Consider the following 24,816-nt stretch of genomic DNA (forward strand, 5'->3'; position numbering starts at 1 on the left):
TGTGGCGAGGGGGCTTGCCCCCGTTGGGCTGCGAAGCAGCCCCAAATTCAGCAACCGGTTCTAATCAGGCACACCGCATCAACTGGATTACGGCTGCTACGCACCCGAACGGGGGCAAGCCCCCTCGCCACAGGTTAACGCTGTGGCGCGATCAACCGGCACAACTTGGCCGTCGCCGCGATCATCTGCCCACTCGGCCGCTCCAGGCCTTTATCCGCCACCAACAGCAATTGCCCTTGAGCCACCGCGGTCATCTGCGGCCAGGCTTTCCAGGCGTCGAGCTGCACCTGGCTGCTGGCAAGGATCACCTGGGGATTACGCGAAAGCACTGACTCCACACTGACCTGCGGTGCCGGCAAGGTCATGTCGGCGAACACGTTGCGCGCACCGCACACCTCAAGCGCATCGCTGATGATCTGCCCGCCGCCCACGGTGTAGAGCGGCTGATCCCAGACCTGATAAAACACCCGAAGCGGTTCTTTGCGTTGATAGCGCTGGCGTAAATCGTCGAGCTGCTTGCGCAAATCAACCGCAAGCATGCGCCCACGTTCAGGTCGGCCGAGCTGCTCGGCGATCGCTTCGATTTGGTGGGTCAGTTGTTTGAGGTTATGCGGTTCGGCGACGTAGGTCGGGATCCCCAATCGGCTCAGTTGCTCACGCTGCGCCGGGCCGACACTGCCAGGCCAGAGCAGCAGTAAATCCGGTTTGAGACTGAGCAGGCGCTCAATATCCAGCTGACCGTAACGGCCAACAGAAGGAATGGAGTTGAGTTCTGCAGGACGCTCGCCAGCATCGAGCACGCCCACCAGCAGGTCGGCCGAGCCCAGTTCAACGACGATTTCCGAGAGTGACGGCGCGAGGCTGACCACCCGCTCTACCGCGACCGCCGAGCCACTGAGGGCCAGCAGCAGAACCGCCAGCCAACGGCGCATCAGCCGAGTTGACGCGGAATACGGTAAAGGTAGAACAGCACCGTGGTCGACAGCGCCAGCAGGACCAAAGGCACCGCTTCGAGGCCGACGAACACCGCCAGAGCACCGATCCAGGCCGGCAAGGCCGCGACAAGGAATGCTTGGCGGCGTTTAGCCGCCAGGGCAACCCAGGCAGCAGGTTCTTCCGGGGTATCGAGGGCTTTCTGGGTGGCGATCAAGGCATGTTTGTAGCCGCCGAAAAACCGCAGGCTGACAAACATCGAGGCCACCCCGGCAATGAAAAACGGCATCGCCAGCACTGGCAAAAACGCCTCGCTCTGGCCGAACACAGCGTTGATCACCAGCAGCGGCAGCAAAGCCAGCGCCAGGTATTGCCACCAGTTGACGGACAGTCGCCGCCGGACCTGACCGCGAGTCACGCCCGGTCTGCCTCGCCCTGATGCTCGTTGCCCATCATGTGGTCGAGCTTGCTGGCCTTGGTCGCCAGGTAGAGCTTGTTGTGGGGATTGTGGCCGGTGTGCAGCGGCACGCGCTCGGCAACCACGATGCCCATGTCGGTCAAGGCTTTGACCTTGCGCGGGTTGTTGGTCATCAGGCGCAGGGATTTCACGCCCAGGTGCTGGAGCATCGGCAGGCACATGGCGTAGTCGCGCTGGTCGGCAGCAAAGCCAAGACGCTCGTTGGCTTCAACGGTGTCGGCACCACCATCTTGCAATTCATACGCGCGGATCTTGTTCAGCAGGCCAATGCCACGACCTTCCTGACGCAGGTAAAGCAACACGCCACGACCTTCGCGGGCGATCGCCTGCAACGCCGCCTCGAGTTGCGAACCGCAGTCGCAACGCTGGCTGAACAAGGCGTCGCCGGTCAGGCATTCGGAGTGCAACCGGCCGAGTACCGGGGCACCGTCGGCGACATCACCCAGGCTCAGTACGACGTGCTCGCGGCCAGTAGCCTCATCGAGAAAGCCATGCATGGTGAATTGCGCAAAAGGCGTTGGCAGCTTGGAAGCGGCGACAAAAACGACAGGCACCGGTGTGCTCCTGATCTGTATGTACTGGAGATTCGCAGAGGCGGCATTGTAACAGCAGGTTCCTACAGACGCTTAGGCTGAATTATCGGCCATAACGATCAAAAAGTTTGATCACTGCCCTGCCGGCTTGGCACTCTCATCAAAGGGGTAAGGTTGTTTCCAGTGTTCGAAGATCGGTTTCAACTGGCCGCTTTTGACCAACAACACCATGCGCTGGTCGTACAGCGCCATCAAGGCACGGGCCCGTGGTGTATCGGCGAAACCAAGGTACAACGGCAGTTCGGTCAAGTGCGTGCGCCGATACAGGGACGGATCCTCAGCCTCCGCGAGCACTTCATTGATTTCCGTCAGCGCGTCGATATAGAAGTCCGCCCGAGCCTGTTTGAGCATCGGCAAGATTCCGGTGCGGCGTTCGATCTGGTTATAGCGGTGGATGTTCGGCAGGTAACTTTCGTAGCGATAGCCACGAACCCAGGCCAGTCGGTACGCCCCCAGAGTCTCCAGAGTCGGTACCGGGTTGCTCGCAAGGCCCAGGGCATAAATATGATCGGAGTCGAAATTCCAGCGGGGATACAGGACCTGATCGGCCTCATTGGAATAGGAGCCAACCAGCGCGTCCACTTCACGACGCTGTACCAGCCCCACCGAACGGGTGTAAGGCACGGTGCGAATATCCAGTTTCACTCCGGACGGCTCGAACACGGCGCGCAAAATGTCCCAGGCCAGCCCATGGCCATCGGCGGCGGTATAGTCATCCCAGTCCTCGCTGGCCAGATGAATCACGGCCGGTGTCGTCGGCACATCCGCCGCACGGGCGAGCGAACAGAACACCGCAAAAACCAGAACCCACAGCCAGCGCCCGACCATCCCCCAGCCCCTCAATCCATTCGCCCCTCAATCAGCCAATCAGGCGAAATACCGGACCAGCCCCTGCAGCGCCAACCAGGCAAACACGCCTGCCAGCACGTCGTCGAGCATGATCCCGACACCGCCGTGCACATGTCGGTCGATCCAGCGAATCGGCCATGGCTTGAGAATGTCGAAGAAGCGGAACAGCAGGAACCCCGCCAATAGCCAGTACCAACCTGCCGGCACCAGCCACAGGGTGATCCACATCCCGACCATTTCGTCCCAGACGATGCCTTCGTGGTCGTGCACCCGCAAATCGTCGGCAACCTTGCCGCACAGCCAGAAGCCGAACAGCATCGTGATGCCGAGCATCAGCCAGTAACCCCAGCCGGGCAACATCTGCCATAACGGGATAAAAGGTAGCGCAACCAAAGAGCCCCAGGTGCCTGGCGCCTTGGGCAAGGTGCCCGAGCCGAAACCGAACGCCAGGAAATGCCAGGGATTACGCCAGACCGATGGCGGCACGCGTCCTGCCGGGCTCTGCTTGGGATGATCTGTCACGGTGTCTCCCGAAAATGTTGATAACCCCGGGCTTGTGGGGTGATGTCCTGCCCGTTCGCGTCCAGCAGCGTCACGCCCTGCCCGACCACGACCCGCCCGACAACGTGAATCGGCCAGCCGTCGGCGAGCAGTCCCGGTAGTTGCGCGGGTGGCAGAGTGAACGCCAGCACATAGTCGTCACCACCACTCAAGGCCGCCACGCGAGCCGCATTCTCACCGAGAAAGCTCACCAGTGCCGTAGACAGCGGCAGCTTTTCGCTTTCGATCAGCAAGCCGACAGCCGAGGCCTTGGCGATATGCCCGCAATCGGCGAGCAAACCGTCAGAGATATCCAGTGCCGCAGTGGCTTTGCCGCGCAACGCCATGCCCAATTCAAGCTGCGGCTGTGGCGACCAATAATGCGCCAACAACGGCTCGGCAACATCGGCGGGCGCGACGCGCTCACCCAACACCAACGACAATGCACCGGCGGCGTTGCCCAGTTCACCGCCCACGCACACCAGATCACCGGGTTGCGCACCGCTACGGGTCAGTGCCTTGCCTGTCGGGACCCGACCGAACACGGTCATGGTCAGGCTCAGCGGGCCGCGTGTGGTGTCACCGCCCACCAGCCGTACACCGCAGTGTTGCGCCATGGCGTTCAAACCACGGGCAAAGGCGTCCAGCCAATCGGCGGTTACCGTCGGCAAAGTCAGGGCAAGGGTAAAGGCAATGGGGGTCGCGCCCATGGCAGCCAGATCGCTGACCGCCACAGCCAGCGAACGCTGACCGAGCAGAAACGGGTCGCAAGGGTCTGCGAAATGCACACCGGCCACGAGCGTGTCGGTGGAAATTGCCAGCTGCTCCCCTGCGGGAACAGCGAGCAAGGCGCAGTCGTCGCCGATTCCCAGGTCAACGCCTTCACCGCCTTGCGCACAAGGCGCGGCGGCAAAGTAATTGCGGATCAGCTCAAACTCGCCCATGGCAATGGCAGTTCAAGCGCCGATCAGCGCTTGAACGCCTTCACTTCAGCTTCACGCAGGCGCGGGGCCAGCTTGTCGAGTACACCGTTGACGAACTTGTGGCCATCGGTGGAACCGAAGACTTTAGCCAGCTCGATGCCTTCGTTGATCACCACGCGGTAAGGCACGTCGACACGCTTGAGCAGTTCCCAGGTGGACAGGCGCAGAACCGCCAGTTCAACCGGGTCCAGCTCTTCGATTTCGATGTCCAGGCATGGCTTGAGCGCGGTGTCGATCTCGGTGCGATGCGCCGGAACCCCGTGGAGGATTTCGCGGAAGTAAGCACCATCGACATCGGTGAAATCGTTATCGACCCGGAACTGTGCTTCGATCTCGTTCAGCGATTGCTTGGCCATGTGCCATTGATATAGCGCCTGGGTCGCGAGCTGACGGGCTTCGCGACGCTTGACGCTTTTCGATGGTTTGCCAGCATCCGCAGGCTTTGGATCGCGCGGGTTGAAACGATCGCTTTCGTCGCTAATCACTTGGCCTCCAACTGCGCCAGCAGGCTGACCATTTCCAGAGCGGACAAGGCCGCTTCAGCACCTTTGTTGCCGGCCTTGGTGCCGGAACGTTCGATGGCTTGTTCGATCGAGTCGACGGTCAGTACGCCGAAAGCGACCGGTACGCCGAATTCCATGGACACCTGGGCCAGGCCCTTGGTGCACTCGCCAGCCACGTATTCGAAGTGCGGAGTACCGCCACGAATGACCGCGCCCAGCGCGATGATTGCCGCGAACTCGCCCTTCTGAGCGACTTTCTGCGCAACCAGCGGGATTTCGAAGGCGCCAGGGGCACGGATGATGGTGATGTCGCTTTCGCTCACGCCATGGCGAACCAGGGCATCAACAGCACCGCTTACCAGGCTCTCAACAACGAAGCTGTTGAAGCGGCCAACAACCAAAGCGTAGCGGCCTTTGGGGGCGATGAAGGTACCTTCGATGGTCTTCAGGGTCATTCGATAAATCTCTTAAAGAGCCGGGACGCGTTCAGTACGCGTCCCTCAGTGATATTTGAACCGCGAATTCAAGACAAAAACAGCCGGTCTTTATTCGGAGGGCACGTATTCTACAACTTCCAGATCGAAACCGGATATCGCATTAAATTTCATTGGCGCACTCATCAGGCGCATTTTGCGTACACCCAGGTCACGCAGGATCTGCGAACCGGCACCGACGATGCTGTAGGTGGTCGGTTTTTTCGGCTGTGCGTGGTCGGCGGTTTCGCGGATATGCGCCAGCAACACGTCGCCATCAAGCGGGTGACCGAGCAACAGCACCACACCGCTGCCAGCCTCGGCAACCGCGGCCATGGCGGCGCGCAGGCTCCAGCGGCCTGGCTGCTTGACCATCAACAGGTCGCGCAGCGGGTCCATGTTGTGCACGCGAACCAGGGTCGGTTCTTCGGCGCAAATGGTGCCCAGGGTCAGTGCCATGTGCACGTCGCCTTCCACCGAATCACGGTAGGTCACCAGGTTGAACTGGCCCAGTTCGCTATCCAGCGGCTGCTCGGCAATCCGCTGAACGGTACGTTCGTGGATCATCCGGTAGTGAATCAGGTCGGCGATGGTACCGATCTTGATGTTGTGTTCGGCGGCGAAGGTTTCCAGCTCGGCGCGACGGGACATGGTGCCGTCGTCGTTCATCACTTCGCAGATCACCCCGCTCGGCTCGAAACCGGCCATGCGCGCCAGGTCGCAAGCGGCTTCGGTGTGGCCGGCACGGGCCAGGGTGCCGCCGGCCTGGGCCATCAGCGGGAAGATGTGGCCCGGGCTGACGATGTCTTCGGCCTTGGCGTCCTTGGCAGCGGCCGCTTGCACGGTGCGCGCACGGTCAGCCGCAGAGATACCGGTGGTGACACCGACAGCGGCTTCGATGGACACGGTGAACTTGGTGCCGAAACCGGAGCCGTTGCGCGGCGCCATCAATGGCAGCTTGAGCAGCTCGCAGCGCTCGCGGCTCATCGGCATGCAGATCAGGCCACGAGCGTGCTTGGCCATGAAGTTGATGTGTTCAGGCTGGCAGCACTCGGCGGCCATGATCAGGTCGCCTTCGTTCTCGCGGTCTTCGTCATCCATGAGGATGACCATCTTGCCTTGGCGGATGTCTTCAACCAGTTCTTCGATGCTATTGAGCGCCACGCGGCACCCCCCTTCTTTCAAAAATTGAGTTTCAGGAATTGAGGTAGCCGTTCTCGGCCAGAAAGCTTTCGGTAATGTTGCCCTTCGAGGATTCTGCGGCCTTGTCACCCAGCAATAGACGCTCCAGGTAACGGGCCAGCAGATCGACCTCAAGGTTGACCCGGCGACCTGGCTGGTAAGACGCCATGATGGTTTCGCTCAGGGTATGCGGAATGATCGTCAGCAAGAACTCGGCGCCATCGACCGCGTTCACCGTCAGGCTGGTGCCATCAACCGTGATCGAGCCTTTATGGGCGATGTATTTGGCCAGGTCTTTCGGCGCACGAATGCGGAACTCCACGGCACGGGCATTCTCGGTACGCGCAACGACTTCGCCGACGCCGTCGACGTGACCGCTGACCAGATGCCCACCGAGGCGGGTGGTCGGGGTCAAGGCTTTTTCCAGGTTGACCGGGCTGCCGCTTTTCAGGTCATTCATGGCGGTGCAGTCGAGGGTTTCGCGACTGACGTCCGCTGCAAAGCCATTGCCCGGCAGTTCAACCGCTGTCAGGCAGACGCCGTTGACCGCGATGCTGTCGCCGAGCTTGACGTCGCTCAGGTCGAGCTTGCCGGTTTCTACGTGAACCCGTACATCACCACCTTTTGGGGTCAATGCACGGATGCTGCCGATGGATTCGATGATGCCGGTAAACATGGAGTCCTCCTCGAGAACAAAACCTTCGCTTGTGGCGCAGGTCGGGAATTATACGCTCGCTGGCGGAACGGGGACCGCGATGACTCGCCAGTCATCGCCCACCGCGCGAATTTCTGTGATTTTCAGCTCCGGCGCATCCTTCATTTGTGCGAGTGGCCAGTCCAGCAATGGTCGCGCCGTGGAGCCGAGGAACTTGCCCGCGATGAAGATCTGGAATTCGTCCACCAACCCTTGCTGGGCAAACGCTCCAGCCAGACGCGGGCCGGCTTCCACCAGCACTTCGTTGACGCCCCGGGCGGCGAGTTCGAGCAGCAGCTTGCGCAGGTCGACCTGGCCATCATCGCCGGGCACGATCAGGCATTCGGGGCCGTTGGCGTACTGCTCTTCCACCGCGACACAGGTAGCGACCAGCGCCGGGCCAGCCTTGAAAAACGGCGCATCGAGCGGCACGCGCAGGCGGCCGTCGATCAGCACGCGAAGCGGCGGGCGGCTCATGGCGAGCGCAGTTTGCTCGGCATCCAGACCCAACTCGTCGGCACGCACGGTCAAGCGCGCATCATCGGCCAGCACCGTGTCGGCACCAGTCAACACGACGCTGGCCTGAGCCCGCAGACGCTGCACAGCCGAGCGGGCGGCGGGACCGGTGATCCATTGGCTTTCGCCACTGGCCATGGCGGTGCGACCGTCTAGGCTCATTGCCAACTTGACCCGCACGAACGGCAAGCCGTGTTCCATGCGCTTGAGAAAACCTTCATTGAGCTTGCGCGCCTCGCCTTCGAGCACGCCGCTGCGGGTCTCGATGCCCGCCTGCTCCAGACGCTGCAGACCGCGGCCAGCGACTTCCGGGTTCGGGTCCTGCATCGCCGCAACCACTCGCGCCAGGCCGGCGTTCACCAGCGCATCGGCGCACGGCGGCGTGCGGCCATGATGGCTGCAAGGCTCCAGCGTGACGTAGGCAGTGGCACCGCGGGCGTTTTCGCCGGCGGCGCGCAAGGCGTGGACTTCGGCATGCGGTTCGCCGGCGCGCACATGCCAGCCTTCGCCGACAATCTGCCCGTCACGCACGATCACGCAGCCCACCCGAGGGTTGGGATGGGTGGTGTAGTGACCTTTGCGCGCCAGTTCCAGCGCGCGCGCCATGTAATGGGCGTCGAGGACCTGTTGTTCCGGGGATATGCTCATTCTTTTACCGGCTCACGGGCCAGGCGATCGATCTCTTCGCGGAACTCGTTGAGGTCCTGGAAGCGGCGATACACCGAAGCGAAACGAATGTAGGCGACTTCATCGAGCTTTTGCAGCTCGGCCATCACCAGTTCACCGACCACGAGGGATTTGACCTCGCGCTCGCCGGTCGCTCGCAGTTTGTGTTTGATATGGGCCAGCGCCGCTTCCAGGCGCTCGACGCTTACCGGGCGTTTCTCCAGCGCACGCTGCATGCCGGCGCGAAGTTTTTCTTCGTCGAACGGCTGACGGCTGCCGTCGGTTTTGATCAGGCGCGGCAACACCAGTTCGGCAGTTTCGAACGTCGTGAAACGTTCGCCGCAGGCCAGACATTCGCGCCGGCGGCGCACCTGTTCGCCCTCGGCGACCAGACGCGAGTCGATGACCTTGGTGTCGTTGGCACCGCAGAAGGGACAGTGCATGGTGGCAGGCAACAAAAAAAGGGAGGGCCATGGTAGCGCATCCCACTGGCAAGACAAGCCATAGGGTTTGCGGTATACAGACGGGCTACACTGTCTGATCGATGGATTTCATTTTGCTGGAGCCGCAAATGCCGCTAAGACCGCTTGTTTTACTCAGTCTCATCGGCCTGTTGGTCGCGTGTAGCAGCGCACCCAAACCGGCGGCACCGACTCCGGGCCCTGCACCGCAGATGGCCCAGAAAAAAGCCCAGGCCTCGGCCGACCTCGGACCGCTGCCCGCGTATCAACGGGAATTGAGCGGCACCTTGCAGGGCGTGCCGGCCGGCGCCGAGGTTGAACTTGCGCTGCTGGTGATCGACGAACGCTCCCGGCCGCAGCAATTGCTCGCCAGCGCCAACCTGATCGGCAACAACAAGGCTCTGCCATTCCATCTGCGATTCAATCCCGACTCGTTCCCGGTCGGTGCACGCGTCGAACTGCGGGGTCGCGCCAGCCAGTCCGGGCAGTTGATTTTGCACCTGCCGGCGCAACGCATCTTTGAGCCGAAGACCCAGGCCCTGGGCCAATTGCAGTTCCTCAAAGCGCCATGAATGCACCGCTCGACCTGCAACAGGCGTTAAGTGAACTGCTCGGCGATGCACAGCTGGTCCGGTGTCCATTGCCTGAAACCACGCTGAAACTCTGGCTGATCGACGGCGACAACATGGACCGCGCCTTCAGCCCGGAAGAAACCCGGCGCATTCTGCACGAGCCACCGTACTGGAGCTTTTGCTGGGCCAGCGGCCTGGCGATGGCCCGTTACCTGGCGGAGCATCCGCAGTGGGTTGCCGGCAAGCGCGTGCTGGATTTCGGCGCCGGCTCCGGGGTGGCGGGGATTGCAGCGGTCAAGGCAGGGGCGCTGGAAGTGGTGGCCTGTGATCTTGATCCATTGGCAATTGCAGCCTGCCGGGCGAATGCCGAACTCAATGACGTCGAGCTCAGCTACTCGACAGACTTTTTTGCCGAGGCCGATCGTTTTGATCTGATTCTGGTGGCCGACGTGTTGTACGACCGGGCCAACCTGCCGTTGCTCGATGAGTTTCTCAGCCGTGGCCGCGAGGCGTTGGTGGCGGATTCACGAGTTCGGGATTTCCGTCATCCGTTGTATCAGCGGCTGGAAATGCTTGAGGCGATGACCTTACCGGATCTGGCAGAACCAGAAGAGTTTCGGCATGTGAGCCTGTACCACGCCAAACGTACATGATCGTTCCAGCCCGTAGCAGCTGTCGAGCCTGCGAGGCTGCGTTCGGCTGCGAAGCAGTCGTGGAATCAGGCAGCACGTTTTTTCAGGCAGTCCGTGTACCCGGGATTTACGAGGACTTCGTCCTCGAACGCAGCCTCGCAGGCTCGACAGCTGCTACGGGCGTTGGAGCAGAAAGTTGTGTAGATACTTATGCCCGTCGCCGCCAGCCCTTATAGTTCTCCCATTCACGTTTCTTCGAGATTCCCCATGAGTCAAGACACGCCGTATATCTTCGACGCCACTACCGCCGATTTCGACCAGTCGGTGATCGAGAACTCGTTCCACAAGCCGGTGCTGGTGGATTTCTGGGCTGAATGGTGTGCGCCGTGCAAGGCGCTGATGCCGATGCTGCAATCCATCGCCGAGAGCTATCAGGGCGAGTTGCTGCTGGCCAAGGTCAACTGCGACGTCGAGCCGGACATCGTTTCGCGCTTCGGTATTCGCAGCCTGCCGACAGTGGTGCTGTTCAAGGACGGTCAGCCGGTGGACGGCTTTGCCGGCGCACAGCCCGAGTCCGCTGTTCGCGCACTGCTTGAGCCACACGTAAAAATGCCTCCGCCGGCCGCTTCCGACCCGATCGAACAGGCGCAGGCGCTGTTCGACGAAGGTCGTTTCGCGGATGCCGAAGCCACACTGAAAGTGCTGCTGGGTGAGGACAATACCAACGCCCGCGCGCTGATCCTTTACGCGCGCTGCCTGACCGAACGCGGCGAATTGGGTGAAGCCCAGACCGTGCTCGATGCGGTGAAAAGCGATGAACACAAAGCGGCACTGGCCGGCGCCAAGGCGCAAATCAAGTTTCTCGGCCAGGCCGCTGACTTGCCGGATGTCGCCGACCTGAAATCGCGTCTGGCGCAAAACCCGCAGGACGATGAAGCCGTCTACCAACTGGCGATCCAGCAACTGGCCCGTCAACAATACGAGCCGGCGCTGGACTCCCTGCTCAAGCTGTTCATCCGCAATCGCAGCTACAGCGAAGGGTTGCCGCACAAGACCCTGCTGCAAGTGTTCGAACTGCTGGGCAACGATCACCCGCTGGTGACCGTTTACCGCCGCAAGCTGTTTGCAGCGCTCTACTAGGCCTGCTCGATCCAACTATAGAGCGGCGTATCCCCGCCGCTCACGACCTTGACCTCCGGGCTATGGCGCAAGCGCACCAGCAGACGTTTGCCGGCGACGGTGTTGCCGGTCAAACCCTGCAGTTGCTCCAGCAGGTCCGGCCCCGTCAATTGCCCGGACTTGCGCAGCAGATCCTTGGCGAGTTGCCACAGCAGCTCATCCTGATTGACCGGTTTGACCACCGGATCGGCCACTGCTGCACTGTTTTCTGATTTGCTTACCTGCAACTGCGCGCCAAGCCTCGCCCAATCCCCATCATCCAGCTCCAGGGTCAAATCCACCGGCCAATCGCCGATGCTTCCACGAATGCGCAACATTGGGCTTTCCTCAGGTTTATGACGAACATGCTCCCATGCGTCTTGCGCAACGCCAAGCGGACAGTCAAACTCTCGCCATTCTTGTTATAAGATTACATAACAAAATTTTCATCTTCCTTCCCGGAGAGAGTCCATGCGTCGTCTGTTACTCGCTTTGCCGTTTGCCCTGTTGCCGCTGGCTATCGCTCAGGCCGCTGAAGTTCATGATCACGAACATGAACACGGCAGCCTGGGCGCCCACGAACACGGCGTCGGGCGCTTGAACGCGGCGCTGGACGGTCAGACGCTGGAACTGGAGCTGGAAAGCCCGGCGATGAACCTGGTGGGCTTCGAACACGTTGCCAGCACTGATGCAGACAAGGCCAAAGTCGCCGCCACCCGTGCGCAACTGGAGAAACCGCTGGTGCTGTTCAGCCTGCCAAAAGCGGCCAACTGCGTAGTCAGTCAGCAAGAACTGAACAGCCCGCTGTTCGGTGACAAACCGGATACCGATGATCATGACGACGATGACGACCACGCGACTGACGGTAAAGGCGCAGCCGCCGAAGAGCATCATCACGATCACAGCGAAATCCACGCGCACTACCAATTCACCTGCGCCGCCCCGGGTGCGCTGAAGACCCTGGACTTGTCGCAAGTGTTCACGACCTTCCCCGCGACGCAGAAAATTCAGGTACAACTCATCAGCCCAAGCGGCCAGCAAGGGGTTGAAGTGACCTCCAAAGCTGCTGCCCTGAAATTCTGATCCACCGCAATCCCGTAGGAGCAAGGCTTGCCCGCGATGAACGATGACGCGGTTTTAAAGGTAGACCGCCGCGTACTCATCGCGGGCGAGCCTTGCTCCTACAGGACCTCAATCTCCATGAAATCGGCGCTATGACCCAAGCACTCATCGAACTGTCAGACCTGGGCTTCAGCTGGCCCGGTCATCCGCCTTTACTGGATATCCCGGCGTTTCGCCTGGAGCCCGGTGAAACGCTGTTTCTCAAAGGTCCCAGCGGCAGTGGCAAGACCACCCTGCTCGGCCTGCTCGGTGGCGTGCAGAAACCCAATCGCGGGAGCATTCGCCTGCTCGGCCAGGAGCTGACCGAGCTGTCGGCCGGCGCCCGCGATCACTTTCGGGTCGACCACACGGGCTACATCTTCCAGCAGTTCAACCTGCTGCCGTTTCTCTCGGTGCGCGAGAACGTCGAGCTGCCGTGCCACTTCTCCAAACTGCGCGCCAGCCGTGCGATTCAGCGCCACGGCAGCATCGATCAGGCGGCAGCGACCTTACTCGCACACCTGGGGCTCAAGGATGAAAACATGCTCGGCCGCCGTGCCGACTCGCTGTCCATCGGCCAACAGCAGCGGGTCGCCGCTGCCCGGGCGCTGATCGGCCAGCCGGAACTGGTGATCGCCGACGAACCAACCTCGGCGCTGGATTACGACGCCCGCGAGGCATTTATCCGTTTGCTGTTCGCCGAGTGCCGCGAAGCCGGTTCCAGCCTGCTGTTCGTCAGTCACGACCAGAGCCTCGCGCCGCTGTTCGATCGTCACCTGTCGCTGGCCGAACTCAATCGCGCCGCTACGCCGTTCGAGGTCTGAAATGTATTTGTTTCGTCTAGCCATGGCCAGCCTGGCTAACCGCCGCTTCACCGCGATCCTCACTGCATTCGCCATCGCCCTGTCGGTCTGCCTGCTGCTGGCGGTGGAACGGGTACGCACCGAAGCCAAGAACAGCTTCGCCAGCACCATCAGCGGCACCGACCTGATTGTCGGCGCGCGCTCAGGCTCGGTGAACCTGTTGCTGTACTCGGTGTTTCGCATCGGCAACGCCACCAACAACATCCGTTGGGACAGCTTCGAGCACTTCGCCAACAACCCGAAAGTGAAATGGGCGATCCCGATTTCCCTCGGTGACTCGCATCGCGGTTATCGAGTGATGGGCACCACCGACGCCTACTTCCAGCATTACCAGTACGGCCGTCAGCAAAACCTGCAACTGGCCAGCGGTCGGGCGTTTGCCACGGATCCGTTCGAAGTGGTGCTGGGTGCCGAAGTGGCCGATGCGCTGCATTACAAGCTCGGCGACAAACTGGTGCTGGCTCACGGCGTGGCAGTGATCAGCCTGGTCAAGCACGATGACAAACCGTTCACCGTGGTCGGCATCCTGAAACGCACCGGCACCCCGGTCGACCGCACGTTGCACATCAGCCTCGGCGGCATGGAGGCGATTCACATCGATTGGCACAACGGAGTGCCGGCTCAGGGCAGTGGTCGGATCAGCGCCGATCAGGCGCGCAACATGGACCTCACGCCGCAAGCCATCACCGCGTTCATGCTCGGCCTCAACAACAAGATTTCGACCTTTGCCGTGCAACGCGAGATCAATGAATTCCGTGGCGAGCCGATGCTGGCGATCTTGCCGGGCGTCGCCTTGCAGGAGCTTTGGAGCCTGATGGGCACCGCCGAAAAAGCGCTGTTCGTGGTGTCGCTGTTCGTAGTGCTGACTGGGTTGATCGGCATGCTCACGGCGATTCTCACCAGCCTCAACGAACGTCGCCGCGAGATGGCGATCCTCCGTTCGGTCGGCGCCCGGCCATGGCACATTGCAACGCTGCTGGTGCTGGAAGCCTTTGCATTGGCGCTGTCTGGAGTGGTTGCGGGCCTGGCGCTGCTGTATGTATGCATCGCCGCCGCCCAAGGCTACGTGCAATCGACCTACGGCTTGTACCTGCCGCTGGCCTGGCCAAGCGAGTATGAATGGACGCTGCTCGGTGGCATCCTGATCGCCGCGCTGCTGATGGGCAGCGTGCCGGCCTGGCGCGCCTATCGCCAATCGTTGGCCGATGGTCTGTCGATCCGTTTATGAGGACATTGAAGATGCTCCGCACTCTGCCTGCGCTGTTGATGCTGGTCGCCCTGCCCCTGTGGGCGGCTGCACCGAAAGACCTGACCTGGGCGGAAATGATCCCGCCCGACGCGCCGGCAGAAGTGCCGAACATGAAACCGCTGCACGACCTGTCGCAGATGAGCAGCGCGTTGTCCGCCGAGTCCGCGCCAGCGGCCAAGCAAGACATGCCCAATGCGCCGGTGGTGAAAAACCTCGACGGCAAGAATATTCGCCTGCCGGGTTACATCGTGCCGCTGGAAGTCAGCGAGGAAGGTCGCACCACCGATTTTCTGCTGGTGCCGTATTTCGGCGCGTGCATCCACGTACCGCCTCCGCCGTCGAACCAGATCGTCCATGTCAAAAGCGCGGTTGGAGTGAAGCTCGACGAGCTGTATCAGCCGTACTGGATTGAAGGGGCAATGCAGGTCAAGGCGTCGACCAGCGAATTGGCGGATGCCGGGTATCAGATGGATGCGGACAAGATCTACGTGTACGAATTGCCGGAGTGAATCTGGCAGTCATTCGTTGCCCGCGATCGACCGCGAAGCGGTCGCAGAAGGCTCCCCCGATTCAAACCCCATCACTGTTTCATTGAGCTGAGTCAAAAGCGCCGTTCCTGACGCTTCGTACCATTGGAGATACAGAATTTGAATCTTCCTTTGGAGCCCCCATGCACAAGTCATTGCTCAGCGCGTCCCTCATTGCATTCGCGCTTGCACCCCCCTTCGCCCAGGCCCATGAAGCCGGTGACATCATTGTTCGGGCCGGTGCAATCACCGTAAACCCGACAGCCGGCAGTTCCAGCGTCAAGGTTGATCGCGGTCCATTGGCGGGTGCCGATCTGGGTGGCAAGGCGACCATGGACAGCAGCACGCAGTTGGGCCTGAACTTCGCGTACATGCTCACCCCCGATATCGGCATCGAGCTGCTCGCCGCCTCGCCGTTCCAGCATGACGTAAACCTCAAAGGCACCTCCCTGGGCGCGGCCAACGGTAAGCTCGGCACCCTCAAACACCTGCCGCCGACCCTGAGCGTGGTTTACTACCCGCTCAACAACAAGTCTGCATTCCAGCCGTATGTGGGCGCCGGTATCAACTACACTTGGATCTACGACGAAAAGCTCAGTAACGAAGCGCAAGCCAACGGCTTCAGCAACTTCAAAACGAAAAACTCCTGGGGCCTCGCATGGCAGGTCGGTGCCGATTACATGCTGACCGACCACATCATGCTCAACGGCCAGGTGCGCTACATCGACATCGACACCACCGGCTACGTGGACAACAACGCAGTCGCCCCCGGCACCCGCGCCAAGGTCAACATCGACGTGGACCCGTGGATCTACATGGTGGGTCTGGGTTACAAGTTCTAAACCCGCCGCATGAAAAAGGCGCCTCGAAAGGCGCCTTTTTCATGACTGCGAAAAACTCAGCGCCCCAACAACCGCGCCAGCCCGACGCTCATTGGCGTCTGCTCGGGAAAGGTGAAGCGCTGCAACAGACGCTGGTTGTTCGCCCGCGAATGGCGGATGTCGCCGGAGCGTGCCGGGCCGTAGGCAATCGGTGGCAACTGCCCCACCACTTCCTCCAACGCCTGGAGCATTTGTTTGAGGGTCGTCGCCTGGTTCCAGCCGACATTCACCGCGCCCACTTCAAGCGTCGGCATTTCAATCGCCTGCACCAGCAGGTCGACCAGGTCTTCGACATAGACAAAATCGCGGGTCTGTTCGCCGTCACCGAACACGGTGATCGGCAGGCCTTTCTGCGCCCGCTCGCTGAAAATGCTGATCACCCCGGAGTACGGCGATGACGGATCCTGCCGCGGACCGAAGATGTTGAAGAAACGGAAAATCGCCGGTTCCAGACCGTGCTGCCGACGGTAGAAGTCGAGGTAGTACTCGCCTGCCAGCTTGTCTGCGGCGTACGGCGTGAGCGGTGCCTTGGCGGTCTCTTCGTCGATCGACTCGCCTTCACCGTTATTGCCGTAGACCGCTGCGCTTGAAGCGAACAGCACGCGCTTGACGCCGGCCTGACGCATCGCTTCGCAGACGTTCAAGGTGCCGATGAAATTGCTCTGGTGAGTGCGCACCGGATCATCCACCGACGCCTGAACCGACGCCACGGCGGCCAAATGCGCCACCGCGCTGCAACCGAGCATCACCTTTGCCACCAGCGCAGCATCGGCGACGTCACCTTCGATCAGTTCGACCCGTGGATTGTCCAGTGGCAGGTTGCTGCGTTTACCGGTGGACAGGTCGTCGAGGATGCGCACCGAATGCCCCTTGGCGAGCAAGGCGTCAGCAAGGTGCGAACCAATAAAACCGGCACCGCCGGTGATCAAAACAGGGCCATCAGCCATGACGATAAAACCTATCCAGTAAGCCCGGGAGCGCTGCGCGCCAGGCGCGCGGCTTGATCCCGAAGGTGTGCAGAATTTTCTTGCAGGCGAGTACCGCGTGCTGCGGTTCTTCGGCGGCATCCGGCCGTGCGGCGTGAGCCTGCGCGGTCGGTGCTTCAATGGCCAGCGGGTGCAGAGTGCGCGCTTCAGCGAGGATCGCCTGCCCCAGCGCCAGCGGCGTGGTCGCCTCATGTCCGGCGTAATGGTAAGTGCCCCACAGTGGCGCTGCGCAATCGAGTTGCTTGAGCACCGAAATGATCACCCGCGCAGCATCGTCCACCGGTGTCGGGTTGCCACGCCGGTCATCGGCCATCAGCAGCTCTTCAGGCAGTTCGGCACGCGCGAGGAAACGCCCAAGGGTGCCGTCGACACTGTCATCGAGCAGCCAGCCAAACCGCAGCATCACATGTTGCGGGCAGGTCGCGCGCACGCTTTGCTCGATACGCCACAAGGCCTGGCCACGCAGCCCCAGCGGCACCGGTTCGTCTTTTTCGCTGTAGGCCGTCGCCCGCGAGCCATCAAATACCCGATAGCTGGAAGGCTGCACCAGGACAATATTGTGATGCTGGCACAGTTCGGCCAGCCGCTCGACCGCCCGCTCCTGGGCAGCCAAGCGCGCCTCGGCCACGCTCTCCGCCTGAAACCAGTCGAAGTAGTAGGCGAGATTGATCAGCGCGTCAGGACGAGTGTCGTCGAGCAGCTGCGTCAGGCTTGCGGCGTCCCAGCCGTCTTGCGGTGGACGGGGGGCGAGGAAACCGATGTCTTCCTCTGCACCGAGGCGAATCAGCGCCTGCCCAAGGGCATTTCCGCCACCCAGTAACATAAGGCGCATTCGCATAGAGTCAGCAGGCCCAGTCTGTTTGGAACGATGATTTTATCGGCACAGCCCGCAGGCGTTGCCGTTGAGAATTGCCAGAATCGTTGCATTTTGCGGGTTTAAAGCGCAACCGTCACTCGTAAAGTGTAGATCCTCAGGTTTGACGCCCGCTCATTTGGGTAAACGGGCTTGTTGTGGCGAGGGGGCTTGCCCCCGTTCGACTGCGAAGCAGTCGCAATGGGCCGATGCGGTGTGCCTGACAAATCGCGATTGCAGGTTTTGGGGCCGCTTCGCAGCCCAGCGGGAGCAAGCTCCCTCGCCACGGGGGTCACCGATCAGCCACAGAAACTTGCATCTTCAGCCACCCAGCCGCATAAATTACCCCATGAACCTCCCCGTATCAGCCGAGAGCGCCTTGGCAGGCTTTCACCCTGCCGTCCGCGCCTGGTTCAACAGCACCTTCCCAGCGGTCACCGCCGCGCAAGCCGGCGCGTGGCCGTTGATTCGCCAGCGCCGTTCGACGCTGGTTGCCGCGCCGACCGGCTCCGGCAAAACCCTTACGGCGTTTCTTGCGGTCATTGACGATCTGGTCCATCAAGGCCTGGCCCACGGTGGCGAATTACCCGACGAAACCCTGGTGGTTTACGTCTCGCCCCTCAAGGCGCTGTCCAACGACATTCAGATCAACCTGCAAACCCCGCTGGCCGGTATCACCGAGCAACTGCGAGAACTGGGCTTCCCCGAACTACAGATCAACACCGCCGTGCGCACTGGCGACACTCCGCAAAAGGACCGCTCGGCGATGCGCAAAAGCGCGCCGCACATTCTGGTTACCACCCCGGAGTCACTGTACGTGCTGCTCGGCTCCGACTCCGGCCGGCGCATGCTCGCCAGCACCCGCACAGTGATCGTCGACGAAATCCATGCCATCGCCGGCAGCAAGCGCGGCAGCCACCTGGCCCTGAGCCTGGAGCGTTTACAGGCCTTGTGCTGCGAGCCACTGATGCGCATCGGCCTGTCTGCCACGCAAAAACCCATCGAAGCGGTTTCGCGTTTTCTAGTGGGCACCGGCCGCCCCTGCGAGATCATCGATATCGGCCACGCTCGTCGGCGGGACCTGGGCATCGAAGTGCCGCCGGTGCCGCTGTCGGCGGTGATGGCCAACGATGTCTGGGAGCTGGTCTACGACCGTATCGCAGAGCTTGCACGCGAGCATCGGACCACGCTGATTTTCGTCAACACCCGACGCTTGGCCGAACGCTTGAGCCGTCACCTTAGCGAGCGCTTGGGCAAAGACGCCGTCGCCGCCCACCACGGCAGCCTGGCCAAGGAGTTTCGCCTCGATGCCGAACAGCGGCTCAAGCGTGGCGACCTGCAAGTATTGATCGCCACCGCGTCGCTGGAACTGGGCATCGACATCGGCGACGTCGACCTGGTCTGCCAGATCGCCTCGCCGCGTTCGATCGCCGGGTTTCTGCAACGGGTCGGACGCTCCGGGCACCAGGTCGGCGGCACACCCAAGGGCCGTCTGTTCGCCACCACCCGCGACGACCTGATCGAATGCGCCGCCCTGCTCGACTGTGTGCGCCGGGGCGAACTCGACACCTTACTGATCCCCCACGCTCCGCTGGACGTACTGGCGCAGCAGATCGTCGCCGAGGTCAGTTGCCAGGAATGGCAGGAGCGGGCCCTGCTCGAAATGGTACGCCGTGCATCGCCCTATACCGAACTCGACGACACACACTATCAAGCGCTGCTGCAGATGCTCGCCGAAGGCTATAACGGTCGTCAGGGAATCCGCAGCGCTTACCTGCACCGCGACGCGGTGACTCGCACATTGCGTGGCCGGCGCGGCGCCAAACTGACGGCGGTGACCAGTGGCGGGACGATTCCCGACAACGCCGATTACAGCGTGCTGCTGGAGCCACAAGGGCTGAACATCGGCAGCGTCAACGAAGACTTCGCGGTGGAAAGCATCGCTGGCGACGTCTTTCAGTTGGGCAACACTTCGTACCGGATCTTGCGGGTCGAAACCGGCAAGATCCGCGTCGAGGACGCCCAGGGCCAGCCGCCGACCATCCCCTTCTGGCTCGGTGAAGCGCCAGGGCGCAGTGCCGAATTGTCGCTCGCCGTGGCGCGCCTGCATGCGCATCTTGATGAGCTATTGGGCGCCACGCCCGGCGATGTGCAACCGAGCATCGACTGGCTGACCGAGACCCTCGGCCTAAACCTCGCCAGCGCCGAACAACTGGTGGACTACCTCGCCCGCGCCCGGCTGACGCTCGGCGCCCTGCCGTCTCAGAACACGCTGCTGATGGAGCGGTTTTTCGACGAGTCCGGCGGTACTCAGTTGATCATTCACTCGCTGTTCGGCAGCCGCATCAACCGTGCCTGGGGCCTGGCTTTGCGCAAGCGTTTTTGCCGCACCTTCAACTTCGAATTGCAGGCTGCCGCCAGCGAAGACGCCATCGTCTTGTCGCTGTCCACCAGCCACAGCTTCGAGCTGGACGAGGTCTGGCGTTATCTGCACAGCAACACTGCCGAACAGATCCTGATTCAAGCGGTACTCGACGCGCCGCTATTCGGCGTGCGCTGGCGCTGGAACGCCGGCGTCGCCCTCGCGTTGCCGCGGTACAGCGGCGGACGCAAAGTGCCGCCGCAGATCCAGCGGATGAAAAGCGAAGACCTGATCGCCAGCGTGTTTCCCGACCAGATCGCCTGCCTGGAAAACCTCGTCGGCGAGCGCGAAATTCCCGATCACCCGCTGGTCGAGCAAACCCTCGACGATTGCCTGCACGAAGCCATGGACTGCGAAGGCTGGCTGGCGCTGTTGCGACGCATGGAGAGCGGCGAAGTGCGCTTGATCAGCCGCGACTTGCCTGCGCCCTCGCCGCTGGCGGCAGAAATTCTCAGCGCCCGGCCCTACACCTTTCTCGACGATGCGCCGCTGGAAGAACGCCGTACTCAAGCGGTGCTCAATCGGCGCTGGAGCGACCCGCAATCGACCGATGACCTCGGTGCGCTGGATGCCGAGGCCATTCAATCGGTGCGCGATGAGGCCTGGCCGCAGCCCACCAGCGTCGATGAAATGCATGAAGCGCTGATGAGCCTGGCCGCGATCAGCAACGCCGAAGCGCTGGCCAATCCGCAGTGGTCGCACTGGCTGCAGACCCTGGCCGACAGTGGTCGCGCCAGTCGTTTGCAGATCAATGCGGAGCACTCTTTATGGCTGGCACTGGAACGCCTGACCTGCCTGCAAGCGATCTACCCACACGCCACGTTGTTACCGCCGTTGCAAGCCTTGCCGGGTTTCGATGAACCCTGGGACGTCGATGAAGCACTGGTCGAACTGATCCGCGCGCGCCTGAGCGCATTTGGTCCGTTGCCGATTCATGCGATTGCTCAACCGCTGGGGCTTTCGACGGCTCAAGTCACCCAAGCGCTGGCACAACTGGAGCGCGAAGGCTACGTGTTGCGCGGGCGCTTCAGCCCGGCAGCCCCGCAGGAAGAATGGTGCGAGCGGCATTTGCTGGCGCGCATTCATCGTTACACGGTCAAACGCCTCCGACGGGAAATCGAGCCCGTGGCATTGCAGGACTTCATGCGCTTTCTGTTTGACTGGCAGCATCTGTCGCCAGCCACCCAAGGCCAGGGCAGCGCGGTGTTGCCGGCGATTGTCAGTCAGTTCGAAGGCTACCCGGCAGCCGCGTCTGCCTGGGACAGCGATCTTCTGCCGGCGCGGCTCAAGAACTATTCGTCGACGTGGCTGGATGAGCTGTGCCGCAGCGGCAAACTGGTCTGGACCCGGCTGACGGTGCGCAACAAAGCCACTAGCGCAGCGCTGCGCAGCACGCCGATTGTGTTGTTGCCACGGGCGCAGGTCCCGCTCTGGAGCAGCCTGACCGAGCCACCGGAGGTCAGCGAACTGTCGCCCAAAACCCAGAAAGTCCATCAAGCGCTGAGCCAACATGGCGCGTTGTTCTTCGATGAGCTGCTGCACGAAGCCCATCTGCTGCGCAGTGAGCTGGAGATCGCCTTACAGGAACTGGTCGGCGCCGGTCTGGTCAACGCCGACAGCTTCGCCGGCCTGCGTGCGTTGATTACACCGGCCAGCAAACGCCAGGCGCGCAGCAGCCGACGGGGACGCGGGGCGTTTGTCGGCGGAATGGACGATGCCGGGCGCTGGGCCTTGTTGCGCCGTCAATCGACGCCGCCGGTTGTGGATAACCGTGGCACCCCGAGCGAAACCCTCGAACACATCGCCCTGACCTTGCTCAGGCGTTACGGCGTGGTGTTCTGGCGGCTGCTGGAACGCGAGGCCGAGTGGCTGCCGAGCTGGCGCGAATTGCTGCGCACCTTTCACCGGCTGGAGGCGCGTGGAGAGATTCGCGGCGGACGTTTTGTCAGTGGTCTGGCGGGCGAACAATTCGCCCTGCCCGAAGCGATCCCGCTGCTGCGCGAAGTGCGCCGCCGTCAGCATGACGGCAGCCTGATCAGTGTTTGCGGCGTCGACCCGCTAAACCTCGCCGGCACTCTGCTGCCGGGGCACAAAGTCCCGGCCCTCGCCAGCAACCGGCTGGTGTACCGCGATGGTTTGCCGGCCGCCGCCGAAATCGCCGGTACGCAGCATTACTGGCTGGAACTGGATCAGCCCAATACCGCTGAGCTGCACAAAAAACTGACTCAATACAGAACCCTGTAAGCGGTTTTCGGTTACGCGACTTTGATCTTTGCTTAAAGGTCAAATATCAAATGCCCGTCTCGCTATTTTTCCGCAAGAACCCAACCCCGACACTGCGCTCCTGAATCAAACCACCGGAGTTGCAGCCATGCCCATTGCCTTGCTCGCGCTGACCCTTAGCGCTTTTGCCATCGGGACGACCGAGTTCGTCATCGTTGGCCTGTTACCCACCATCGGTGCCGACCTTGGGGTCAGCCTGCCGTCAGCCGGCCTGCTGGTCAGCCTTTACGCACTGGGTGTCGCCATTGGCGCACCCGTGCTCACCGCCCTGACTGGCAAGGTCCCACGCAAATTGTTGCTGCTGTCGCTGATGGTGCTGTTCACCCTCGGCAACCTGTTGGCCTGGAAAGCCCCGAGTTACGAATCGCTGGTCATTGCGCGAATCGTCACCGGCCTGGCCCACGGGGTGTTCTTCTCGATTGGCTCGACCATCGCCACCAGCCTGGTGCCGAAAGAAAAAGCCGCCAGCGCGATTGCCATCATGTTCACCGGCCTGACCGTGGCCCTGGTGACCGGCGTGCCGTTGGGGACCTTTATCGGTCAACATTTCGGCTGGCGCGAGACCTTCCTCGCCGTGTCGGCGCTGGGTGTGATTGCATTCATCGGCAGCCTGATCTACGTGCCAAAAAACATCGCCCACAGCAAACCCGCGTCGTTGTTGCAGCAATTGCAGGTACTGAAACAACCGCGTTTGCTGCTGGTGTACGCCATGACGGCAGTCGGTTACGGCGGTTCGTTTATCGCCTTCACGTTCCTGGCACCGATTCTTCAGGATATTTCCGGCTTCAGCGCCAGCACCGTCAGCCTGGTGCTGCTGGTCTACGGAGTCTCGGTGGCCATCGGCAATATCTGGGGCGGCAAACTGGCCGATAAACGCGGCCCGATCAGCGCGCTGAAACTGATCTTCGCCCTGCTCGCCGCGGTGCTGTTCGTACTGACCTTTACCGCCGGTAATCCTTGGCTGGCACTGGCCACCGTACTGGTCTGGGGCGCCGTGGCGTTCGGCAACGTGCCCGGCCTGCAAGTGTATGTGGTGCGTCAGGCTGAGCATCACACGCCGAACGCGGTGGACGTTGCGTCAGGTCTGAACATCGCAGCCTTCAACCTCGGCATCGCTGGCGGTGCCTGGGGTGGCGGGTTGATCGTCGCCCACATGGGCTTGATCCATACTGCGTGGATCGGTGGTCTGGTCGTGCTGGTCGCGTTGGCGCTGACCGCCTGGAGCGGTCGTCTCGATCGCCTCGGCCCGGTGTATGCCGAGCCGGTGCAGGGTTCGGCACAGATTGTCGCCGGGCACTGATCCTTCAAACCAACGCAGCCTTCGGGCTGCGTTTTTTTGTGCTTCACGCAGGGGCTGTGTTGCTTATTGCCGTGCGGGGGCCGTCACCCCGAATCGTGCGCGATAATCGCTCGGCGCCAGACCGGTGATTTTCTTGAACGTGGCGCGAAACGCACTCGGGTCCGAGTAGCCGACGTTCCAGGCGATGTGATCGATGGTGCCGTTGGTGAACTCAAGCATTTCCCGGGCCTTGCCGACTCGCAGATGCTGACAGTATTCGGTCGGTTTCAAACCGGTCGCAGCTCGAAAGCGCCGCAGGAATGTCCGCTCTTCCAGCCCTGCCTGCTGCGACATCACGCTCAGCGACACCTCCACCGCCCCATTGGCTTGCAGCCAGTGCTGGACCTTGAGAATCGCTGCATCGCCATGGCTCAGAATCGGTGCGAAGTTACTGCCGCATTCGCTCGCACTGTCGCTGTGTTCGATCACCAGAAAACGCGCAGTGCTGGTGGCGATGCTCGGCCCCATCAGACGATTGACCAGGCGCAAACCCAGCTCCGACCAAGCCATTAATCCGCCAGTGGTGATCAGGTCGCCGTCGTCGACGATGGGCTTGTCGGCGTTGAGCGCGACCTTCGGGTAACGCTCGGCGAATTTTTTCGCCGAGGTCCAGTGGGTGGTGGCGCGGCGACCGTCGAGCAGACCGCTTTCGGCCAACAGAATAGACCCCACGCACACCCCGCCAAGGGTCGCGCCGGCCGCGTGTTGCTGGCGAATCCACTGAATAAGCGCAGGCGATGCCTGACCTTCGGAAAAGCCGCCAATCGAGGGCGGGATCAACAGCGCTATCAGTGCGCCGTCAGCAGCGGGATGACTGTCGTAAATGCGTTGGGGCGCATGCTCGGCATTCGCCTGCCAGTGGCTGACTCGCAACAATGGCAGTTGCACGCTCTGATGCTCGGCGGCAATGCGATTCGCGACACCGAACAAATCCGTCAAACCATGCACCGCCGCCATCTGCGCGCCGGGATAGATCAGCACGCCCAACTCGGCGACTGCGCGTTCTACGCCCATTGTCAGTTTTCCCCCTTCTATTGTCGGTGCGGCCAATCCTCGAACGGCCGGCGAAACCCAATACT

Annotated in this window: 26 protein-coding genes; 10 read left to right on the forward strand and 16 right to left on the reverse strand. The window is 61.8% G+C overall.

What is annotated here, in order from left to right:
- Positions 1-134: 134 nt before the first annotated feature.
- From AO353_RS06665 to nrdR, 12 genes are all read right to left on the reverse strand, one after another.
- Positions 135-932 (reverse strand): cobalamin-binding protein, encoded by a 798-nt coding sequence (locus AO353_RS06665; protein WP_054594239.1) that lies wholly within the window; start codon positions 930-932, stop codon positions 135-137.
- Positions 932-1,351 carry a hypothetical protein gene (locus tag AO353_RS06670; RefSeq protein WP_054594240.1) on the reverse strand — a complete coding sequence of 140 codons (420 nt, stop codon included), beginning with the start codon at positions 1,349-1,351 and terminating at the stop codon, positions 932-934. The genes AO353_RS06665 and AO353_RS06670 overlap by 1 nt, the downstream gene beginning before the upstream one ends.
- Positions 1,348-1,965: a GTP cyclohydrolase II gene (gene ribA, locus AO353_RS06675; protein WP_054594241.1), complete on the reverse strand. Its 618-nt coding sequence runs from the start codon at positions 1,963-1,965 to the stop codon at positions 1,348-1,350. The genes AO353_RS06670 and ribA overlap by 4 nt, the downstream gene beginning before the upstream one ends.
- Positions 1,966-2,076: 111 nt before the next feature.
- Complete coding sequence (locus AO353_RS06680; protein ID WP_054594242.1) at positions 2,077-2,832, reverse strand: substrate-binding periplasmic protein; 756 nt, start codon at positions 2,830-2,832, stop codon at positions 2,077-2,079.
- Positions 2,833-2,871: 39 nt separating this feature from the next.
- Positions 2,872-3,375, reverse strand: coding sequence for a phosphatidylglycerophosphatase A (locus AO353_RS06685; protein ID WP_054594243.1), 504 nt, complete (start codon positions 3,373-3,375; stop codon positions 2,872-2,874).
- Positions 3,372-4,337, reverse strand: coding sequence for a thiamine-phosphate kinase (gene thiL / locus AO353_RS06690; protein WP_054594244.1), 966 nt, complete (start codon positions 4,335-4,337; stop codon positions 3,372-3,374). Before thiL ends, AO353_RS06685 begins: the two co-directional genes overlap by 4 nt.
- A 23-nt stretch (positions 4,338-4,360) precedes the next feature.
- On the reverse strand, positions 4,361-4,861 hold the full coding sequence (gene nusB / locus AO353_RS06695; RefSeq protein ID WP_054594245.1) for a transcription antitermination factor NusB: 501 nt from the start codon (positions 4,859-4,861) through the stop codon (positions 4,361-4,363).
- On the reverse strand, positions 4,858-5,334 hold the full coding sequence (gene ribE, locus AO353_RS06700; RefSeq protein WP_003228649.1) for a 6,7-dimethyl-8-ribityllumazine synthase: 477 nt from the start codon (positions 5,332-5,334) through the stop codon (positions 4,858-4,860). The genes nusB and ribE overlap by 4 nt, the downstream gene beginning before the upstream one ends.
- A gap of 90 nt (positions 5,335-5,424) precedes the next feature.
- A complete protein-coding gene (ribBA, locus tag AO353_RS06705) occupies positions 5,425-6,516 on the reverse strand; it encodes a bifunctional 3,4-dihydroxy-2-butanone-4-phosphate synthase/GTP cyclohydrolase II (RefSeq protein WP_054594246.1) in 1,092 nt (363 codons plus the stop codon).
- Between the two features lie 31 nt (positions 6,517-6,547).
- On the reverse strand, positions 6,548-7,210 hold the full coding sequence (locus AO353_RS06710) for a riboflavin synthase (RefSeq protein ID WP_054594247.1): 663 nt from the start codon (positions 7,208-7,210) through the stop codon (positions 6,548-6,550).
- Between the two features lie 48 nt (positions 7,211-7,258).
- Positions 7,259-8,392, reverse strand: a complete 1,134-nt coding sequence (ribD, locus tag AO353_RS06715; protein ID WP_054594248.1) for a bifunctional diaminohydroxyphosphoribosylaminopyrimidine deaminase/5-amino-6-(5-phosphoribosylamino)uracil reductase RibD — start codon at positions 8,390-8,392, stop codon at positions 7,259-7,261.
- Positions 8,389-8,853 carry a transcriptional regulator NrdR gene (nrdR, locus tag AO353_RS06720; protein ID WP_054594249.1) on the reverse strand — a complete coding sequence of 155 codons (465 nt, stop codon included), beginning with the start codon at positions 8,851-8,853 and terminating at the stop codon, positions 8,389-8,391. Before nrdR ends, ribD begins: the two co-directional genes overlap by 4 nt.
- Before the next feature lie 128 nt (positions 8,854-8,981).
- On the opposite strand from nrdR, the gene AO353_RS06725 reads away from it, so the two are divergent.
- The 3 genes from AO353_RS06725 to trxA all read left to right on the forward strand — a co-directional run bounded on the left by AO353_RS06725 (position 8,982) and on the right by trxA (position 11,215).
- Positions 8,982-9,443 carry a hypothetical protein gene (locus AO353_RS06725; RefSeq protein ID WP_054594250.1) on the forward strand — a complete coding sequence of 154 codons (462 nt, stop codon included), beginning with the start codon at positions 8,982-8,984 and terminating at the stop codon, positions 9,441-9,443.
- Positions 9,440-10,096, forward strand: a complete 657-nt coding sequence (locus AO353_RS06730; RefSeq protein ID WP_054594251.1) for a class I SAM-dependent methyltransferase — start codon at positions 9,440-9,442, stop codon at positions 10,094-10,096. Before AO353_RS06725 ends, AO353_RS06730 begins: the two co-directional genes overlap by 4 nt.
- A 246-nt stretch (positions 10,097-10,342) precedes the next feature.
- Positions 10,343-11,215 (forward strand): thioredoxin, encoded by an 873-nt coding sequence (trxA, locus tag AO353_RS06735; RefSeq protein ID WP_054594252.1) that lies wholly within the window; start codon positions 10,343-10,345, stop codon positions 11,213-11,215.
- Here trxA and AO353_RS06740 read toward each other — a convergent pair.
- Positions 11,212-11,571, reverse strand: a complete 360-nt coding sequence (locus tag AO353_RS06740; RefSeq protein ID WP_054594253.1) for a hypothetical protein — start codon at positions 11,569-11,571, stop codon at positions 11,212-11,214. The genes trxA and AO353_RS06740 overlap by 4 nt on opposite strands.
- Before the next feature lie 133 nt (positions 11,572-11,704).
- Here AO353_RS06740 and AO353_RS06745 point away from each other — a divergent pair, with 133 nt between their 5' ends.
- From AO353_RS06745 to AO353_RS06765, 5 genes are all read left to right on the forward strand, one after another.
- Positions 11,705-12,316, forward strand: coding sequence for a DUF2796 domain-containing protein (locus AO353_RS06745; protein WP_054594254.1), 612 nt, complete (start codon positions 11,705-11,707; stop codon positions 12,314-12,316).
- Positions 12,317-12,447: 131 nt separating this feature from the next.
- Positions 12,448-13,158 carry an ABC transporter ATP-binding protein gene (locus AO353_RS06750; protein WP_054594255.1) on the forward strand — a complete coding sequence of 237 codons (711 nt, stop codon included), beginning with the start codon at positions 12,448-12,450 and terminating at the stop codon, positions 13,156-13,158.
- Between the two features lies 1 nt (position 13,159).
- Entirely contained in the window at positions 13,160-14,425 is a 1,266-nt protein-coding gene (locus AO353_RS06755) for an ABC transporter permease (RefSeq protein ID WP_054594256.1), read from the forward strand.
- An 11-nt stretch (positions 14,426-14,436) separates the two neighbouring features.
- A complete protein-coding gene (locus AO353_RS06760; RefSeq protein ID WP_054594257.1) occupies positions 14,437-14,955 on the forward strand; it encodes a DUF3299 domain-containing protein in 519 nt (172 codons plus the stop codon).
- Between the two features lie 161 nt (positions 14,956-15,116).
- A complete protein-coding gene (locus AO353_RS06765; RefSeq protein WP_054594258.1) occupies positions 15,117-15,815 on the forward strand; it encodes an OmpW/AlkL family protein in 699 nt (232 codons plus the stop codon).
- A gap of 56 nt (positions 15,816-15,871) precedes the next feature.
- Here the strand turns inward: AO353_RS06765 and AO353_RS06770 are convergent, their stop codons facing one another.
- On the reverse strand, positions 15,872-16,801 hold the full coding sequence (locus AO353_RS06770; RefSeq protein ID WP_054594259.1) for an NAD-dependent epimerase/dehydratase family protein: 930 nt from the start codon (positions 16,799-16,801) through the stop codon (positions 15,872-15,874).
- Entirely contained in the window at positions 16,794-17,678 is an 885-nt protein-coding gene (locus tag AO353_RS06775) for a sugar nucleotide-binding protein (RefSeq protein WP_054594260.1), read from the reverse strand. Before AO353_RS06775 ends, AO353_RS06770 begins: the two co-directional genes overlap by 8 nt.
- 364 nt (positions 17,679-18,042) lie before the next feature.
- On the opposite strand from AO353_RS06775, the gene AO353_RS06780 reads away from it, so the two are divergent.
- Entirely contained in the window at positions 18,043-22,359 is a 4,317-nt protein-coding gene (locus AO353_RS06780; RefSeq protein WP_054594261.1) for a DEAD/DEAH box helicase, read from the forward strand.
- Between the two features lie 127 nt (positions 22,360-22,486).
- Complete coding sequence (locus AO353_RS06785; RefSeq protein WP_019693863.1) at positions 22,487-23,698, forward strand: MFS transporter; 1,212 nt, start codon at positions 22,487-22,489, stop codon at positions 23,696-23,698.
- A 63-nt stretch (positions 23,699-23,761) separates the two neighbouring features.
- Here the strand turns inward: AO353_RS06785 and AO353_RS06790 are convergent, their stop codons facing one another.
- Positions 23,762-24,751: a GlxA family transcriptional regulator gene (locus tag AO353_RS06790; RefSeq protein ID WP_054594262.1), complete on the reverse strand. Its 990-nt coding sequence runs from the start codon at positions 24,749-24,751 to the stop codon at positions 23,762-23,764.
- Positions 24,752-24,816: the final 65 nt, after the last annotated feature.

The organism is Pseudomonas fluorescens, from assembly GCF_001307155.1.
Taxonomy (GTDB): domain Bacteria; phylum Pseudomonadota; class Gammaproteobacteria; order Pseudomonadales; family Pseudomonadaceae; genus Aquipseudomonas; species Aquipseudomonas helvetica.

Bases quoted from the DNA above. Each gene is read 5' to 3' on its own strand.
- AO353_RS06710 (WP_054594247.1), bottom strand. From the start codon at position 7,210: ATGTTTACCGGCATCATCGAATCCATCGGCAGCATCCGTGCATTGACC.
- AO353_RS06665 (WP_054594239.1), bottom strand. From the start codon at position 932: ATGCGCCGTTGGCTGGCGGTTCTGCTGCTGGCCCTCAGTGGCTCGGCG.
- thiL (WP_054594244.1), bottom strand. From the start codon at position 4,337: ATGGGCGAGTTTGAGCTGATCCGCAATTACTTTGCCGCCGCGCCTTGT.
- AO353_RS06745 (WP_054594254.1), top strand. From the start codon at position 11,705: ATGCGTCGTCTGTTACTCGCTTTGCCGTTTGCCCTGTTGCCGCTGGCT.
- AO353_RS06760 (WP_054594257.1), top strand. From the start codon at position 14,437: ATGCTCCGCACTCTGCCTGCGCTGTTGATGCTGGTCGCCCTGCCCCTG.
- AO353_RS06680 (WP_054594242.1), bottom strand. From the start codon at position 2,832: ATGGTCGGGCGCTGGCTGTGGGTTCTGGTTTTTGCGGTGTTCTGTTCG.
- AO353_RS06765 (WP_054594258.1), top strand. From the start codon at position 15,117: ATGCACAAGTCATTGCTCAGCGCGTCCCTCATTGCATTCGCGCTTGCA.
- ribE (WP_003228649.1), bottom strand. From the start codon at position 5,334: ATGACCCTGAAGACCATCGAAGGTACCTTCATCGCCCCCAAAGGCCGC.
- AO353_RS06730 (WP_054594251.1), top strand. From the start codon at position 9,440: ATGAATGCACCGCTCGACCTGCAACAGGCGTTAAGTGAACTGCTCGGC.
- AO353_RS06780 (WP_054594261.1), top strand. From the start codon at position 18,043: ATGAACCTCCCCGTATCAGCCGAGAGCGCCTTGGCAGGCTTTCACCCT.
- AO353_RS06785 (WP_019693863.1), top strand. From the start codon at position 22,487: ATGCCCATTGCCTTGCTCGCGCTGACCCTTAGCGCTTTTGCCATCGGG.
- AO353_RS06790 (WP_054594262.1), bottom strand. From the start codon at position 24,751: ATGGGCGTAGAACGCGCAGTCGCCGAGTTGGGCGTGCTGATCTATCCC.
- nrdR (WP_054594249.1), bottom strand. From the start codon at position 8,853: ATGCACTGTCCCTTCTGCGGTGCCAACGACACCAAGGTCATCGACTCG.
- AO353_RS06750 (WP_054594255.1), top strand. From the start codon at position 12,448: ATGACCCAAGCACTCATCGAACTGTCAGACCTGGGCTTCAGCTGGCCC.
- AO353_RS06770 (WP_054594259.1), bottom strand. From the start codon at position 16,801: ATGGCTGATGGCCCTGTTTTGATCACCGGCGGTGCCGGTTTTATTGGT.
- AO353_RS06740 (WP_054594253.1), bottom strand. From the start codon at position 11,571: ATGTTGCGCATTCGTGGAAGCATCGGCGATTGGCCGGTGGATTTGACC.
- ribD (WP_054594248.1), bottom strand. From the start codon at position 8,392: ATGAGCATATCCCCGGAACAACAGGTCCTCGACGCCCATTACATGGCG.
- AO353_RS06725 (WP_054594250.1), top strand. From the start codon at position 8,982: ATGCCGCTAAGACCGCTTGTTTTACTCAGTCTCATCGGCCTGTTGGTC.
- trxA (WP_054594252.1), top strand. From the start codon at position 10,343: ATGAGTCAAGACACGCCGTATATCTTCGACGCCACTACCGCCGATTTC.
- AO353_RS06775 (WP_054594260.1), bottom strand. From the start codon at position 17,678: ATGCGAATGCGCCTTATGTTACTGGGTGGCGGAAATGCCCTTGGGCAG.
- AO353_RS06755 (WP_054594256.1), top strand. From the start codon at position 13,160: ATGTATTTGTTTCGTCTAGCCATGGCCAGCCTGGCTAACCGCCGCTTC.